Origin of the sequence: Pseudomonas nabeulensis, from assembly GCF_004682045.1 — a bacterium.
Taxonomy (GTDB): Bacteria; Pseudomonadota; Gammaproteobacteria; order Pseudomonadales; family Pseudomonadaceae; genus Aquipseudomonas; species Aquipseudomonas nabeulensis.
Genome location: NZ_QUZT01000035.1, coordinates 57,817 through 71,782, shown reverse-complemented (window position 1 = coordinate 71,782; position 13,966 = coordinate 57,817). Strand labels below are relative to the sequence as shown.

General features: G+C 61.6%; 15 protein-coding genes and 1 pseudogene. 6 read left to right on the top strand and 10 right to left on the bottom strand.

Translation table 11 applies throughout. The features are described from left to right. Positions 1–54 precede the first annotated feature (54 nt). A complete protein-coding gene (locus tag DYL61_RS18640; protein WP_065926832.1) occupies positions 55–486 on the bottom strand; it encodes an OsmC family protein in 432 nt (143 codons plus the stop codon). Positions 487–715: 229 nt separating this feature from the next. On the opposite strand from DYL61_RS18640, the pseudogene DYL61_RS18635 reads away from it, so the two are divergent. Continuing rightward, a pseudogene (locus DYL61_RS18635) lies at positions 716–1,718 on the top strand (LLM class flavin-dependent oxidoreductase). 122 nt (positions 1,719–1,840) lie between these two features. Here DYL61_RS18635 and DYL61_RS18630 read toward each other — a convergent pair. After that, positions 1,841–2,068: a DUF1161 domain-containing protein gene (locus DYL61_RS18630; RefSeq protein WP_135309526.1), complete on the bottom strand. Its 228-nt coding sequence runs from the start codon at positions 2,066–2,068 to the stop codon at positions 1,841–1,843. Between the two features lie 116 nt (positions 2,069–2,184). Beyond that, complete coding sequence (locus tag DYL61_RS18625) at positions 2,185–2,400, bottom strand: dodecin (RefSeq protein ID WP_017734729.1); 216 nt, start codon at positions 2,398–2,400, stop codon at positions 2,185–2,187. Between the two features lie 172 nt (positions 2,401–2,572). Here DYL61_RS18625 and DYL61_RS18620 point away from each other — a divergent pair, with 172 nt between their 5' ends. Next, positions 2,573–2,899 carry an ElaB/YgaM/YqjD family protein gene (locus DYL61_RS18620; RefSeq protein WP_003170746.1) on the top strand — a complete coding sequence of 109 codons (327 nt, stop codon included), beginning with the start codon at positions 2,573–2,575 and terminating at the stop codon, positions 2,897–2,899. On the opposite strand, the gene DYL61_RS18615 is transcribed toward DYL61_RS18620, so the two are convergent. Next, on the bottom strand, positions 2,896–3,792 hold the full coding sequence (locus DYL61_RS18615; protein ID WP_135309525.1) for a LysR family transcriptional regulator: 897 nt from the start codon (positions 3,790–3,792) through the stop codon (positions 2,896–2,898). The genes DYL61_RS18620 and DYL61_RS18615 overlap by 4 nt on opposite strands. Positions 3,793–3,902: 110 nt before the next feature. Here DYL61_RS18615 and trpB point away from each other — a divergent pair, with 110 nt between their 5' ends. The 3 genes from trpB (at position 3,903) to DYL61_RS18600 (ending at position 6,522) form a co-directional block, all read left to right on the top strand. Further along, positions 3,903–5,129: a tryptophan synthase subunit beta gene (gene trpB, locus DYL61_RS18610; RefSeq protein ID WP_105695822.1), complete on the top strand. Its 1,227-nt coding sequence runs from the start codon at positions 3,903–3,905 to the stop codon at positions 5,127–5,129. Then, a complete protein-coding gene (gene trpA / locus DYL61_RS18605; protein WP_135309524.1) occupies positions 5,129–5,938 on the top strand; it encodes a tryptophan synthase subunit alpha in 810 nt (269 codons plus the stop codon). The genes trpB and trpA overlap by 1 nt, the downstream gene beginning before the upstream one ends. 137 nt (positions 5,939–6,075) lie before the next feature. Beyond that, positions 6,076–6,522 carry an anti-virulence regulator CigR family protein gene (locus tag DYL61_RS18600; RefSeq protein WP_105695824.1) on the top strand — a complete coding sequence of 149 codons (447 nt, stop codon included), beginning with the start codon at positions 6,076–6,078 and terminating at the stop codon, positions 6,520–6,522. A gap of 139 nt (positions 6,523–6,661) precedes the next feature. On the opposite strand, the gene DYL61_RS18595 is transcribed toward DYL61_RS18600, so the two are convergent. From DYL61_RS18595 to DYL61_RS18570, 6 genes are all read right to left on the bottom strand, one after another. After that, positions 6,662–7,966: an MFS transporter gene (locus DYL61_RS18595; RefSeq protein WP_135309523.1), complete on the bottom strand. Its 1,305-nt coding sequence runs from the start codon at positions 7,964–7,966 to the stop codon at positions 6,662–6,664. A 184-nt stretch (positions 7,967–8,150) separates the two neighbouring features. Then, a complete protein-coding gene (gene dgoD, locus DYL61_RS18590; RefSeq protein WP_003187297.1) occupies positions 8,151–9,299 on the bottom strand; it encodes a galactonate dehydratase in 1,149 nt (382 codons plus the stop codon). 48 nt (positions 9,300–9,347) lie between these two features. Beyond that, on the bottom strand, positions 9,348–9,968 hold the full coding sequence (locus DYL61_RS18585) for a 2-dehydro-3-deoxy-6-phosphogalactonate aldolase (RefSeq protein ID WP_135309522.1): 621 nt from the start codon (positions 9,966–9,968) through the stop codon (positions 9,348–9,350). A gap of 1 nt (position 9,969) precedes the next feature. Then, positions 9,970–10,923, bottom strand: coding sequence for a 2-dehydro-3-deoxygalactonokinase (locus DYL61_RS18580; RefSeq protein WP_135309521.1), 954 nt, complete (start codon positions 10,921–10,923; stop codon positions 9,970–9,972). A 95-nt stretch (positions 10,924–11,018) separates the two neighbouring features. After that, positions 11,019–11,348: a DOPA 4,5-dioxygenase family protein gene (locus tag DYL61_RS18575; RefSeq protein ID WP_135309520.1), complete on the bottom strand. Its 330-nt coding sequence runs from the start codon at positions 11,346–11,348 to the stop codon at positions 11,019–11,021. Positions 11,349–11,379: 31 nt separating this feature from the next. Next, positions 11,380–12,330: a choline sulfate utilization transcriptional regulator gene (locus DYL61_RS18570; protein ID WP_135309519.1), complete on the bottom strand. Its 951-nt coding sequence runs from the start codon at positions 12,328–12,330 to the stop codon at positions 11,380–11,382. 103 nt (positions 12,331–12,433) lie between these two features. Here DYL61_RS18570 and betC point away from each other — a divergent pair, with 103 nt between their 5' ends. After that, positions 12,434–13,948, top strand: a complete 1,515-nt coding sequence (gene betC / locus DYL61_RS18565) for a choline-sulfatase (RefSeq protein ID WP_135309518.1) — start codon at positions 12,434–12,436, stop codon at positions 13,946–13,948. Positions 13,949–13,966: the final 18 nt, after the last annotated feature.

The window sequence follows — 13,966 nt, the reverse complement described above, 5'->3', positions numbered from 1 at the left end:
CTGGCATTAGGGCAAGCCCCCTCCCACATGGGTCCTCTTACACTCTGGACCTGCTTAGTTGACCAGGGTCGCATCCAAGCTGATTTTCGCATTCAGTACCTTGGACACCGGGCACCCTTCCTTGGCCTTTTTGCTCAGCTCATCGAACTGTGCCTGGCTGGCGCCAGGGATCTTGGCCTTGAGCACCAAGTGCACAGCAGTGATCGCAAAGCCACCGTCCACCTGGTCCAGAGTCACTTCGGCCTGGGTATCGATGCTGTCAGCCTTGAGCCCGGCATCACCCAAAATCATGGAAAACGCCATGGAGAAGCAGCCAGCGTGGGCCGCGCCGATCAGTTCTTCCGGGTTGGTGCCCTTGCCACCCTCGAAACGGGCCTTGAAGCCGTAAGGCGCTTCACGCAGTACGCCGGTTTCCGTGGAGATGGAACCCAGGCCAGTCTTCAGGTCGCCTTCCCAATGCGCGGATGCTTTTTTCACGATACTCATAGCGGTCTCCTCGAACGGTGGTTTTGCGTCGGTTTTGCGTAAGTAAGGGTTCTGAGGATAGTCGGGCTGGCAAAGTTCATCTTGTCGGAGAAACCTAGTGATCCAGTAGGAAATTTCCAAGCTCGCTATTGAATCTCGGGTATATGCCCTCATTGCATAGACCATGCACATGAAGCGGCAGGTTTTGGTTCGTCTAAAAAGCCTGCGGCCCCCTTGGAGAAGCAGGCTTATGAAATCGCTGTCCGACGTAAAATTCTCGACCCTCGACCTGGTGCCCGTGCGTGCCAACGGCAGTCCGGCGCAGTCGCTGCGCAATTCTCTGGACCTGGCCCAGCACGTGGAAAAGTTTGGCTACAACCGTTTCTGGGTGGCTGAACACCACAATATGGACGGCATCGCCAGTTCGGCCACCTCGGTATTGCTGGGTTACCTGGCCGGCGGCACGTCGACGATTCGTGTCGGCTCCGGGGGCGTGATGTTGCCCAACCATGCGCCCTTGGTGATCGCCGAACAGTTCGGCACCCTGGAAAGCCTCTACCCTGGTCGTATCGACCTGGGCCTGGGCCGCGCACCCGGTTCCGACCAGATGACCGCCCGCGCCCTGCGCCGTGAGCGTTCCGGCAGCGCCGACGATTTCCCCGAAAGACGTGGCAGAGCTGATGGCCTACCTGGGCCCGCGCACACCCGACCAACGCGTGATCGCCGTACCGGGCACCGACACCAACGTACCGGTGTGGCTGCTCGGCTCCAGCCTGTTCAGTGCCCAACTGGCCGGCGAACGCGGTTTGCCCTACGCCTTCGCCTCCCATTTCGCACCGCGCCTGATGCACGAAGCGATCCGCGTATACCGCAACCACTTCAAGCCTTCAGCGGTATTGGATAAACCCTACGTGATGCTCGGCATTCCACTGGTCGCGGCAGACACCGACGAGCAAGCCGATTACCTGGCCACCTCGGTCTACCAGCGCATCCTCGCGCTGATGCGCGGGCAAAGCCTGGTGCAACGCCCACCGGTGAAAACCATGGACGGCCTGTGGTTGCCCCATGAAAAAGATGCCGTGGGCAGCTTCCTCGGCCTGGCAATGGTGGGGAGCCCGGCAAAGATCCGCGCCAAACTGGAAGTGCTGATCGAGCAAACCGGTGCCGATGAATTGATCTTCACCTGTGACCTGTATGAACACGCCGACCGGATACATTCCTACGAGCTGTTGGCGCAGTTGATGAAAGGCTAAAAAACGCACTTGTGGCGAGGGAGCTTGCTCCCGCTGGGCTGCGTAGCGGCCCCAAAATCTTGGGAGCGCTGCGCACTCCAGCGGGAGCAAGCTCCCTCGCCACAGGTGTCTGCAACACGGGATCAGCCGCGCTTGTAGGCAATTTCCTTGGTGCCGCCTTCACAGCTGCCCACAACGGTGTGGTCGCTAGGCGCAGCACCTTTATCCACCACTTCCAGCGAATAACCCGATGCGCCCTTGGCGTCGATTTTCGCTGCGATTTCGCTTTTCAGCTCTTCACAAGGCTTGCCCGCGGCCAGGGCGGTGCCCGCCATGCTCAACAAACCTACTGCTAAAAGGAGCTTTTTCATCCGTTACGTTCCTTGCGCTGATCGAAAAGAGCGTGCCGACGCTTGTGGCATCGGCACCCATTGGTTGTAGCGCAAGTTATGGCAATCGGCCAGTTGGCAAAGTTCAACCGGTGCGATCAGCTACTGGCAATTCGAAACCCCACCTTGAGCGTCACTTGGAAGTGCGCGGCCTTGCCGTCCTTGATATGACCACGGGTATCGACCACCTCGAACCACTCCAGGTGCTTGATGCTTTTATGGGCTTCAGCCAGGGCATTGTTGATGGCCTCTTCGATGCTGGAGGTCGACGAGCCGACCAGTTCGACTTTCTTGTAGGTGTGATGATCACTCATGGCAGTTCTCCTAAGGGTCGTGAATCGAGAGCGTCGTGAATCAAGCGTAGCAGTCAATGTTCGTACTGCTTCTGGCGGCCAGTCCGACGGGAAAGTTCAGATTTACTGCACTTTCTGAAACCGCCGCAGTCGGTATCTACACACGCCACTCAATCACTTCAGGAGAGTCCACATGGCCAACACTTCTCTACGCAAAGCGTCACTGGAAAGCATGGAAGCCGAGATTTCGAGCCTGCTCAAGTCTCTGGAAAGCCTTAAGGACGATGCGTCTGACGAGTCGCGCAAGACTTTGAAGGCCCTGAAAAGCAATGCCGAGAATGCGCTCAAGCATTCCCGTCACCTGATCAGCGATGCCTACGAAGAAAGCAAAGTCAAAATCCGCGAAACCGGTGTTGCAACCCGGGACTACGCACAAGAGCACCCATGGACTACAGCCGGTGTGGCAGTCGGTGCACTGGGCCTGCTGGCGGCTTACCTGCTGTGCAAACGCGGTGACTAAATCGGCGGGCGCAACAGCTCAGACTTGAGCCACTGCGCCAGTTGCCCGGCGCGCCCATCTGCGGCGCGCTTGGGTAGCCACAACGCCAGGTGCGCCGGGGTTTCACTGAAGCCCCACGGCGCCACCAGGCGACCCGCACGCAGGTCCTCTGCCACCAACGGCTCGGGCGCAATCGCCACGCCCAGACCAGCCACCGCCGCCTCCAGCAAATAATACAAATGCTCAAACCCCTGGCCGTGTTTCAACGCGCCGGGTTCGATGCCGTGTTGCTGCGCCCAACTGGGCCAGGCTTGCGGGCGCGAGGTGGTGTGCAACAACGCTTCGCCACGCAAGGCCTGGGCAGGCGCCTGGCGCAGGCGCTCGTAACCGGCGAAGCGCGGGCTCATCACCGGGCCAATGCGTTCGCTGGCCAGCTCAAACACCTGCATGTCCGCAGGCCACGGTGGTTCGGCGAACACCAACAACGCATCCAGGCCAGGGCGGCGCGGGTCCAGATCACCGTCGCCCGCCGACAGGTGCAGGCGCAGATCAGGCAAGTCCGCGTTCAACCGGCCCAGGCGCGGGATCAACCAGCGTGCCAGCAAACTGCCCGAGCAACCCAGCACAAACGGTGCATCGGCGCCGCGTTGAGTGAGCTCAGCGCATACATCGCGCAGTCGCTCAAAGGCCTCGGCACTGGCATCGCGCAAGCGCACGCCGGCATCTGTGAGTTTAAGGCCGCGCCCATCCTTGACGAATAGGCTGACACCCAAGTGTTCCTCCAACACCTTAAGCTGACGACTGACCGCACCGTGGGTCACGTGCAGTTGCTCAGCGGCCTGGCTGACGCTGTTCAGTCGCGCCGTAGCCTCAAAGGCGCGCAGGGCATTGAGGGGCGGAAGGTCTCGGCTCATCTGTGAGTTTTCCTGACAGGTTTCGGCGATCTTATCGGTTTTCAGCGTAGAACGTCAGGGGTAGAGTGGCCCTCATTGTTTCCTACACACCTTCTTACCTGGAGCGTCCCATGACTCAGTCCCAGACCGATCTACGCAACGGCCCAGACGCCAACGGCCTGTTCGGCGCGTTCGGCGGCCGTTACGTCGCTGAAACCCTGATGCCGTTGATCCTCGACCTGGCCCGCGAATACGAAGCGGCCAAGGAAGATCCGGCGTTCAAAGAGGAATTGGCCTACTTCCAGCGCGATTACGTCGGACGCCCAAGCCCGCTGTATTTCGCCGAGCGCCTGACCGAGTTCTGCGGCGGCGCCAAGATCTACCTCAAGCGCGAAGAGCTGAACCACACCGGCGCGCACAAGATCAACAACTGCATCGGCCAGATCCTGCTGGCACGGCGCATGGGCAAAAAACGCATCATCGCCGAGACCGGCGCCGGCATGCACGGCGTGGCCACCGCCACCGTCGCTGCGCGTTTTGGCCTGCAATGCGTGATCTACATGGGCACCACCGACATCGAGCGCCAGCAGGCCAACGTGTTCCGCATGAAGCTGCTGGGCGCCGAAGTGATCCCGGTAGTCGCCGGCACCGGCACCCTCAAAGACGCGATGAACGAAGCCCTGCGCGACTGGGTGACCAACGTCGACAGCACCTTTTACCTGATCGGCACCGTGGCCGGTCCACACCCGTACCCTGCGATGGTGCGCGACTTCCAGGCCGTGATCGGCAAGGAAACCCGCGACCAGCTGCAAGCCCAGGAAGGCCGCCTGCCGGACAGCCTGGTGGCGTGCATCGGCGGCGGTTCCAATGCCATGGGCCTGTTCCACCCGTTCCTCGATGACAAGAGCGTCGAGATCATCGGCGTTGAAGCGGCAGGCCACGGCATCGAAACCGGCAAGCACGCCGCCAGCCTCAACGGCGGTGTTCCCGGCGTCCTGCACGGTAACCGTACCTTCCTGTTGCAGGACGACGACGGTCAGATCATCGACGCCCACTCGATCTCCGCTGGCCTGGACTACCCCGGCATCGGCCCGGAACACGCGTGGTTGCATGATATCGGCCGCGTCCAGTACACCTCGGTGACTGACGACGAAGCGCTGGATGCCTTCCACAAATGCTGCCGCCTGGAAGGAATTATTCCTGCACTGGAAAGCGCCCACGCCCTCGCCGAAGTGTTCAAACGCGCACCGACCTTGCCGAAAGATCACCTGATGGTGGTTAACCTGTCCGGCCGTGGCGACAAAGACATGCAGACCGTCATGCACCACATGGAAACCTCCCAGCAGGAGAAACACTGATGAGCCGCCTGCAAACCCGCTTCGACCAACTCAAAGAACAAAACCGCGCCGCCCTGGTGACCTTCGTCACCGCCGGTGACCCGGGCTATGACACCTCGCTCGCCATCCTCAAGGGCCTGCCCGCCGCTGGCGCCGATGTGATCGAGTTGGGCATGCCCTTCACCGATCCGATGGCCGACGGGCCGGCAATTCAATTGGCCAACATCCGCGCGTTGGAAGCCAAGCAGAACCTGCTGAAAACCCTGCAAATGGTTCGCGAGTTCCGCAAGGACAACAACGACACGCCGCTGGTGTTGATGGGTTACTTCAACCCGATCCATAAATACGGTGTGCCCAAGTTCATCGCCGACGCCAAAGAGGCCGGTGTCGATGGCCTGATCGTGGTCGACATGCCGCCAGAACATAACGGCGAGCTGTGTGACCCGGCCCAGGCCGCTGGCATCGACTTTATCCGCCTGACCACGCCGACCACCGACGACGCGCGTCTGCCGACCGTGCTCAACGGCAGCTCCGGCTTTGTGTACTACGTGTCGGTAGCCGGCGTGACCGGCGCCGGTGCCGCCACCCTGGAGCACGTCGAAGAAGCGGTGGCTCGCCTGCGTCGGCATACCGACCTGCCGATCAGCATCGGCTTTGGTATCCGTACCCCGGAACAAGCGGCGGCCATCGCCCGCCTGGCGGACGGTGTAGTGGTGGGTTCGGCGCTGATTGATCACATCGCCAATGCGAAAAATGATCAACAAGCCATCGAGGGTGTGCTGGGTCTTTGCGCAGCGTTGTCGGAAGGTGTCCGCGGCGCCCGTACGTAAACGCCGTGTAGCGGTAGGTAAAGTTCCTGATACAGAGGAATCAAACCGGCAATTGAGTACCTAAACTGACAAGACCAAGGGATTTCGAACCTCGTTCGAAATCCCTTTTTGTTGTACGTGCAGTTGAGGAACTCCCGATGAAAATGCCTAAAACCGTGATTGCCAGTATTGGCGTGCTGGTCCTGGGCGCCAGCGCCCTGGTGCAAGCCGCGCCGAACGACCAAGGCGGCCCTGGCCGTGGCGGCCCGCAGGGTCAGCATGAGCAGCAGCGCGGTGACGACCATCGCGGCCCGCAGCAGGACAACCGTCGCGGCGGCCCACCCCAGGACTTCGGCCCGGTGCGTCAGGTGATCCGTGATCACCACGACCAGTTCTCCCGTGGCGCTCCGCCACCGCGCAATATCCGCCTGGTTCGCGGCCAGCCGCTGCCCCACGGTTACTACGGCGAACGCCTCGACAGCCGCGCCTTGGCACGCCTGCCGGTGTACCAGGGTTACGAATGGCGCCGGTCCGGGCCGGATGTGGTGTTGATCGCCGTGGGTACCGGCATCGTCTACGAGATCCTCGACGGCGTGCTCAACTAACGATTGTGCAATGACTTTGTGGCGAGGGAGCTTGCTCCCGCTGGGCTGCGAAGCGGCCCCAAAAAAACGGGAGCGCTGCGCACTCCAGCGGGAGCAAGCTCCCTCGCCACAGGAAACCCGCTCACCACAGTTCAATGCGTTACAACTCGATGCGTTCGACTTTGCCTACCAGCAACACATAGGAAAGCGCCCCGAGCAACGCCAACACCGCGATGTAAGTAATCGCCGGCGCAAACGAATCGCCACTGGCCAGAAAGCCGATCACGATCGGCGTGGCAATCGCCGACAAGTTACCGATGAAGTTGAACACGCCCCCGGTCAGCCCCAACAGCCGCGCAGGCGCCAGGGTCGAGACCAGCGACCAGGTAATCGACGCCAGGCCATTGCCAAAGAACGCCACCGCCAAAAACGCAATCACCCACGCCGTCGAGTCCACGTAGTTGGCGCCGATGATCGCCGTGGAAATCAGCAACCCGCCAATGATCGGCAACTTGCGCGCAAAGCCTACCGAAGCGCCGCGACGAATCAGCCAGTCGGAAAAGATCCCGGAACACAGCACACCGACAAACGCCGCGAGGAACGGCAACGACGCCAGCAGGCCAGACTTGATGAAGTCCATACCGCGATATTTCACCAGGTAGGTCGGGAACCACGTCAGGAAAAACCACAGCGTGGAGTTCAGACAAAACTGGCCCAGGTAGATGCCCCACAACTTGCGCTTGCTCAGCACAATGCCCAGGTCGACCCAGCTGAACGGCGCCTTGGCGGCTTTTTCCTGCATGTCCACCAGACCGCCGCCTTCACGGATCAGCTCGATTTCAGCCGCGTTGGCGCCTTTGAAATCCTTCGGCTCGCGGTACACCGCGTACCAGATCGCCGCCCACAAAATGCCCACGCCGCCGGTGACCACAAACACCATGTGCCAGCCGAACGCATGTTGCAGCCAGGCGAGTACCGGCGTCAGGAATGCCAATCCAACGAACTGCCCGGACGTGTAGAAACCAATCGCCGTGGCACGCTCGCGCTCAGGAAACCAAGTGGTGACCACGCGGCTGTTGATCGGATACGCCGGCGCTTCCAGCGCGCCCACCGCCATGCGCAGCACGAACAACGCGATAAAGCTGGCGGCAAAACCCAGCATCACGGTAGCGATGGACCACAGCAGCAGCGCAGCGGTGTAGAGGATGCGCGGCGGCACGCGGTCCACCAGCCAGCCACCGGGGATTTGCATGGCGGCGTAGGTCCAGCCGAAGGCGGAGAAGATCAGGCCGACGTGCACCGGGTCGATGCCCAACTCGCTGGTAAGGGCCGGAGCGGCAATCGACAGGTTGCTGCGGTCGAGGTAGTTGATGACCACGGTGATGAACAGCAGCACCATGATGAAAAAACGCTTTCGGGTGGGCGTGACTAAAGAAGCCTGGCCTGTGAAGGATTCAGGGTGCATGAGGGGGTGCCTCTTCTTATGTTTATTGAGGACTGAAAAGGTGCTGACTGAAAAAACCGGCTCAAAATGTGGGAGGGGGCTTGCCCCCGATGAGGGTGTGTCAGTTGATACATCTGTCACTGACACAATGCTATCAGGGGCAAGCCCCCTCCCACATTTTTGACCGTGTTCCCTCAGTCAGGAATCACCACTCGGCAAAGCTGCCATCGGCATGGCGCCAGATCGGGTTGCGCCAGCGGTGGCCGATGGCCGCGCGTTCGACCACGTATTCCTCGTTGATCTCGATGCCCAGGCCTGGCCCGTTGGGGATCTTCACAAAGCCCTGGTCATAGTCGAACACGCCCGGGTCACGCACATAGTCGAGCAGGTCGTTGCTCTCGTTGTAGTGGATGCCCAGGCTTTGCTCCTGGATAAACGCGTTGTAGCAAACCGCGTCGAGTTGCAGGCACGCCGCCAGGGCAATCGGACCCAGCGGGCAGTGCAGGGCCAGGGCCACGTCGTAGGCTTCGGCCATGTTGGCGATCTTGCGGGTTTCGGTGATGCCGCCGGCGTGGGAGGCATCCGGCTGGATGATGTCGACGTAGCCTTCACTGAGCACGCGCTTGAAGTCCCAGCGTGAGAACAGGCGCTCGCCGAGGGCAATCGGGGTGCTGGTCAACGGCGCCAGCTCTTTCAAGGCCTCATAGTTTTCGCTGAGCACCGGCTCTTCGATAAACATCAGCTTGTACGGGTCCAGCTCTTTCATCAGCACCTTGGCCATGGGCTTGTGCACCCGGCCATGGAAGTCGACGCCGATGCCGACGTTAGGGCCCACCGCATCACGCACGGCAGCCACGTTGGCCAGGGCCAGGTCGACTTTTTCGAAGCTGTCGACGAACTGCAACTCTTCGGTGCCGTTCATTTTCACCGCAGTGAAGCCACGGGCCACGGCCTCTTTGGCCGCGCGAGCAGTGTCGGCAGGGCGGTCGCCGCCGATCCACGAATACACGCGGATCTTGTCGCGTACCTGGCCACCCAGCAGATCACTGACCGACACACCGAGGGCCTTGCCCTTGATGTCCCACAGCGCCTGGTCGATGCCGGCGAGGGCGCTCATGTGCACGGCGCCACCGCGGTAGAAGCCGCCGCGATAGAGCACGGTCCAGATGTCTTCGATATTGCGTGGGTCTTTGCCGATCAGGTAGTCGGACAGTTCTTCAACGGCTGCCGCCACGGTGTGGGCGCGGCCTTCTACAACAGGCTCACCCCAACCGGTCACACCCTGGTCGGTCTCGACCTTGAGGAAGCACCAGCGCGGCGGGACGATAAAGGTCGTCAGTTTGGTGATTTTCATCTGTTATCTCTCTTATAGATGCGGCGCCTGTGGGCGCGGAAACTGAAATCAGCTCAGGGCTTTCCAGGCGGCGACATAAGCCTGGGCGCGGCTCGCTACCTGATCCACTGTCATACCCGGTTTGAACAACCCGGAACCCAGCCCGAACCCTTTGGCGCCGGCGTCGATAAACACCTGCATGTTGTCCGGGGTAATGCCGCCCACCGGCAGCAACAACGTGCCCGCCGGCAGTACCGCGAGCCACGCCTTGATCACCGCCGGGCCCATTTGCTCGGCGGGGAACAGCTTCAATACGTCGGCGCCTTCGGCCAGGGCGGCGAAGGCTTCAGTGGGCGTGGCCACGCCAGGCGACAACAACAAGCCGGCCGCTTTGGCGGCGCGCAACACCTTGGCATCGCTGTGGGGCATGACGATCACTTGGCCGCCCGCCGCTTTCACCTGCTCGACCTGTTCCGGCGTCAACACCGTGCCGGCACCGATCAGGCAATCGGCGGGCAGGCTGTCGCGCAGGGCGCGGATGCTGGTGTAAGGCTCCGGCGAATTGAGCGGGACTTCGATCACACGGAACCCGGCCTGATACAGCACCTGGCCCACGGCCTCGGCTTCGTCCGGGCGGATGCCGCGCAGGATGGCGATCAAACCGTTTTGCGCGAGTGCTTGCTTGAGCATGTCAGGCCTCCAGTACAGGTTGAGTGAGCCCGGCCGCCACGGCCAGTTGCCACAGGCCACGCTCGGTGGCTTCCTGCGCCAGGCTGACGTGGGCGAAGCCGCAGAGGGCGAGGGCGCGTTGATAGCGCGAACACAGGGGCGCTGCGCCGACCAGGATGATCGGCTGGATGCGGTCCGGCAGGCCGGCGAGTTCGTGACCAATCAGCAGGCCGGACAGGTAATCGGGTTGTTGCTGCGCCGTCAGTTCGCCCGTCAGCCCCAGGGTGCGGGCGCTGAACAGGGTCGACAACACGCCGCGCTGGCCGTCCTGGGACAGCGCCACACGCACGCCTCGGTCGAAGGCTTCGGCCTGGAACTGTTCGCAGATCTGTTGGGTACGGCCAAGAAGGCTGTGCTTGCTCAGCACCGCAAACACCTCGCCGGTCATGAAGGTATCGAAGTGGGTGATGCGGCCATCGACCACCTCGACCCACTTGGAATGGCTGCCGGGCAGGCCAATCAATGCGTTGGCGCCGAGCCCTTGCAGCACGCCCAGCACCTGGGTTTCTTCGCCGCGCATCACATTGGGCAGGCCGGCCTGCTCGATCACACCGGGCACGATATGCACATCGACGCCGCGCAGGCTGCGCACGCGGTGCAATGCCTGGCCGAGGCTGGCAACGTCGACGGGGGTGTTGCGGTAGGTCGCTTCGCTCCAGCCCTGGGCGCTGCCGACCATGCCGCAGGCAATCACCGGAAGATCAGGCTGGGCGTCGAGCCAATCGCCACAGGCTGCATCGAAGGCCAACTCAAAGCCATCCGCGCAACGCACACCGGCGATGTCCCGGGGCTCCGTGGGCAAATGCATGATGCCGGACGCCAGCGAACGCTGTTCCAGCACCACGCCAGCGGGGCCGAGTTTGTAAGCACGAAGGGAGCTGGTCCCCCAATCGAGCGCGATCAATTGCGCCTGCATCGCTTCACCTGGTTTCTGAGCGGATGCGGCGAATATAAACCTACCGAGCGGAAAGTCTCAATATATAAATATCAATCCCATATTTAGGGATTTTATTAAGAAAAGACCGACAGGTTCAGTTCACGCATAGCGCCCATCCAGATGGCGTAGTCGGTGTGGTCTTTCAGGTCATCTCCGGTATTGGGGTGCAGGAACACCACCAGCCCGGCGCGATGGATCACCAGCCACGGCAGGATCACGCCGATGTATTCGGCATCGAACGCCAGTTGGCAGCTCCAATCCGGGTGCGGGCCAACGGGCCGTTCGTGCACGCGGCCCATGCGCAGGGGGAAGAGTTTGGCGGCGTCTTCACACAGGGTGCGCGCCTGCTCAATCGTGCTGGCGTCAAAGTAGATGTGGGCGTGGTAGCCCTTGATACGTTGCATGGCGGACTCCGCTTCCAAGATGCGCCAGATGCTAGACCGCAATCGACGGCAGGGCCAGCCCGGTCAGCGACTGCGCGCTGCTGGCCTGCTCGGCCACCAGCCAGTCGACAAAACGCTCGACCAACTGCCCTCGGCGTTTGCGTTGGGGTTGCACCACGTAATAGCCGAAGCGCGAGATCACCGTGTCGCTGACCGGCCGGCACAGCCAGCCTTGCTCCAGCAGGGTGTCCACCAGATGACGCCAGCCGATGGCCATGCCCTGGCCGGCAATCGCCGCCTGGATCAGCAGGGTGTAGTTATCGAAGCGCAGTTGGCCGGGGGTCGGCGCGACGCTGATGCCCAACTCACGGAATACGCCGCTCCAATCGAACCACTGGCTGTTGTTTTCCTGACGCAGGTGCAGCAAGGGGAAATCGTGCAAATTTTGTACAGTCAGCGGCGTGGTCTGGGCCTTGAGCCACTGCGGGCTGCACACCGGGAATACTTCCTCGTTGAACAACCACAGGCTGTCGCCCTGCTTGAAGCGACCGTCGCCAAACAGCACCGCCACATCGATATCGCTGCGCAGGGTGGCGTGGTTGCGCTCGCTGGTCACCAGGCTCACGTCCACCTGCGGGTTGGCCTGGTGGAAGCGGTGCAAACGCGGCATCAGCCAATAGGCGGCGAAGGCGAAGTCGGTGGCCACTTGCAGCACTTCATGCTGATCTTGCTGAGTGATAAGGCTCAAGCCCTGATTGATGCCCTGCAAACCGCCTTGCACATGCTCGAACAGCAGCGCGCCAGCGTCGGTCAATTCGATGCCCCGGTAGATGCGGTCAAACAGGCGAATCGCCAGTTGCTCTTCGAGGCGCTTGATCTGCTGGCTGATGGCTGGCTGGGTGGTGCCCAGCTCCATCGCGGCGGCGGTAAAGCTGCGATGGCGTGCAGCCGCTTCAAACGCGCGCAGCAGGTCGAGGGACAGGTCTCCAAGGGATTCATACATAAGCGGTGCTTATCCTAGACATTGCTTTTCATGGGCTTTACCCCATTTTCCATGGGCCGCATGCTCATTGGCATAAACACCGCCTATGGAATGCCGATAACCCATGAAGCGCAAGAACATTCTTTTCATCATGGCCGATCAAATGGCCGCGCCGTTGCTTCCGTTCTACGGTTCTTCGCCGATCAAATTGCCTCACCTGAGCCGCCTCGCCGCCCAAGGCGTGGTGTTCGACGCCGCGTATTGCAACAGCCCGCTGTGCGCACCGTCGCGTTTCACCCTGGTCAGTGGCCAGTTGCCGAGCAAGATCGGCGCCTACGACAACGCTGCCGACTTCCCCGGCGACGTGCCGACTTACGCCCACTACCTGCGTCGCCTGGGCTACCGCACTGCGCTGTCCGGCAAGATGCATTTCTGCGGCCCCGACCAACTGCACGGCTATGAAGAACGCCTGACCAGCGACATCTACCCCGCCGACTATGGCTGGGCGGTGAATTGGGACGAGCCGGACGTGCGTCCGACCTGGTACCACAATATGTCGTCGGTGCTGCAAGCCGGCCCGTGTGTGCGCACCAACCAGCTGGATTTCGATGAGGAGGTGGTGTTCAAGGCCCAGCAATACCTGTTCGACCATATTCGCGAGGACGGTGACCAACCGTTCTGCCTCACCGTTTCGATGACCCATCCACACGACCCGTACACCATTCCCAAGCCGTTCTGGGATCTGTACGACGACGCCGATATCCCGTTGCCTACAACGCCAGCGCAACACGATCTCGACCCGCACTCCCAGCGCCTGCTCAAGGTCTACGACCTGTGGGACAAGCCGCTGCCGGTCAACAAGATCCGCGATGCGCGCCGCGCTTACTTCGGTGCATGCAGCTACATCGACAGCAATGTCGGCAAGCTGCTGCAAACCCTGGAAGACACGGGGCTGGCCGACGACACGATCATCGTGTTCAGCGGCGACCACGGCGACATGCTCGGCGAGCGCGGCCTCTGGTACAAAATGCACTGGTTTGAAATGGCCGCCCGCGTGCCGCTGCTGGTCAGTGCGCCAGGGCAGTTCGCGGCGGGGCGGGTGAGCAAGGCGGTGTCCACAGCGGATCTGCTGCCGACCCTGGTAGAGCTGGCCGGCGGCGAACTGGACCCGCAACTGCCGCTGGATGGCCGTTCGCTGGTCCCGCACTTGCAAGGGCAGGGCGGGCATGACGAAGTGTTTGGCGAGTACATGGCCGAAGGCACCATCAGCCCCCTGATGATGATTCGCCGTGGCGCCTATAAATTCATCTACAGCGAAGACGACCCGTGTTTACTGTTCGATGTGCACAACGACCCGCACGAGCGGGAGAACCTCAGCCAGTCACCGGAACACCGGCCACTGTTCGAGGCGTTTTTAAGTGAGGCGCGGGCCAAATGGGACATCCCGGCGATCCACCAACAGGTGCTCGCCAGCCAACGCCGTCGCCGCCTGGTATTCGAGGCGCTGACCCAAGGCAAGCTGAAGAGCTGGGATCACCAGCCCCTGGTAGACGCCAGTCAGCAATACATGCGCAACCATATCGACCTCGACGACCTGGAGCGCAAGGCACGTTATCCGCAACCCTGCCAAAACCAATAAATAGACAGAGGGAAGGCC

Bases quoted from the DNA above. Each gene is read 5' to 3' on its own strand.
- DYL61_RS18640 (WP_065926832.1), bottom strand. From the start codon at position 486: ATGAGTATCGTGAAAAAAGCATCCGCGCATTGGGAAGGCGACCTGAAG.
- DYL61_RS18630 (WP_135309526.1), bottom strand. From the start codon at position 2,068: ATGAAAAAGCTCCTTTTAGCAGTAGGTTTGTTGAGCATGGCGGGCACC.
- DYL61_RS18625 (WP_017734729.1), bottom strand. From the start codon at position 2,400: ATGAGTGATCATCACACCTACAAGAAAGTCGAACTGGTCGGCTCGTCG.
- DYL61_RS18620 (WP_003170746.1), top strand. From the start codon at position 2,573: ATGGCCAACACTTCTCTACGCAAAGCGTCACTGGAAAGCATGGAAGCC.
- DYL61_RS18615 (WP_135309525.1), bottom strand. From the start codon at position 3,792: ATGAGCCGAGACCTTCCGCCCCTCAATGCCCTGCGCGCCTTTGAGGCT.
- trpB (WP_105695822.1), top strand. From the start codon at position 3,903: ATGACTCAGTCCCAGACCGATCTACGCAACGGCCCAGACGCCAACGGC.
- trpA (WP_135309524.1), top strand. From the start codon at position 5,129: ATGAGCCGCCTGCAAACCCGCTTCGACCAACTCAAAGAACAAAACCGC.
- DYL61_RS18600 (WP_105695824.1), top strand. From the start codon at position 6,076: ATGAAAATGCCTAAAACCGTGATTGCCAGTATTGGCGTGCTGGTCCTG.
- DYL61_RS18595 (WP_135309523.1), bottom strand. From the start codon at position 7,966: ATGCACCCTGAATCCTTCACAGGCCAGGCTTCTTTAGTCACGCCCACC.
- dgoD (WP_003187297.1), bottom strand. From the start codon at position 9,299: ATGAAAATCACCAAACTGACGACCTTTATCGTCCCGCCGCGCTGGTGC.
- DYL61_RS18585 (WP_135309522.1), bottom strand. From the start codon at position 9,968: ATGCTCAAGCAAGCACTCGCGCAAAACGGTTTGATCGCCATCCTGCGC.
- DYL61_RS18580 (WP_135309521.1), bottom strand. From the start codon at position 10,923: ATGCAGGCGCAATTGATCGCGCTCGATTGGGGGACCAGCTCCCTTCGT.
- DYL61_RS18575 (WP_135309520.1), bottom strand. From the start codon at position 11,348: ATGCAACGTATCAAGGGCTACCACGCCCACATCTACTTTGACGCCAGC.
- DYL61_RS18570 (WP_135309519.1), bottom strand. From the start codon at position 12,330: ATGTATGAATCCCTTGGAGACCTGTCCCTCGACCTGCTGCGCGCGTTT.
- betC (WP_135309518.1), top strand. From the start codon at position 12,434: ATGAAGCGCAAGAACATTCTTTTCATCATGGCCGATCAAATGGCCGCG.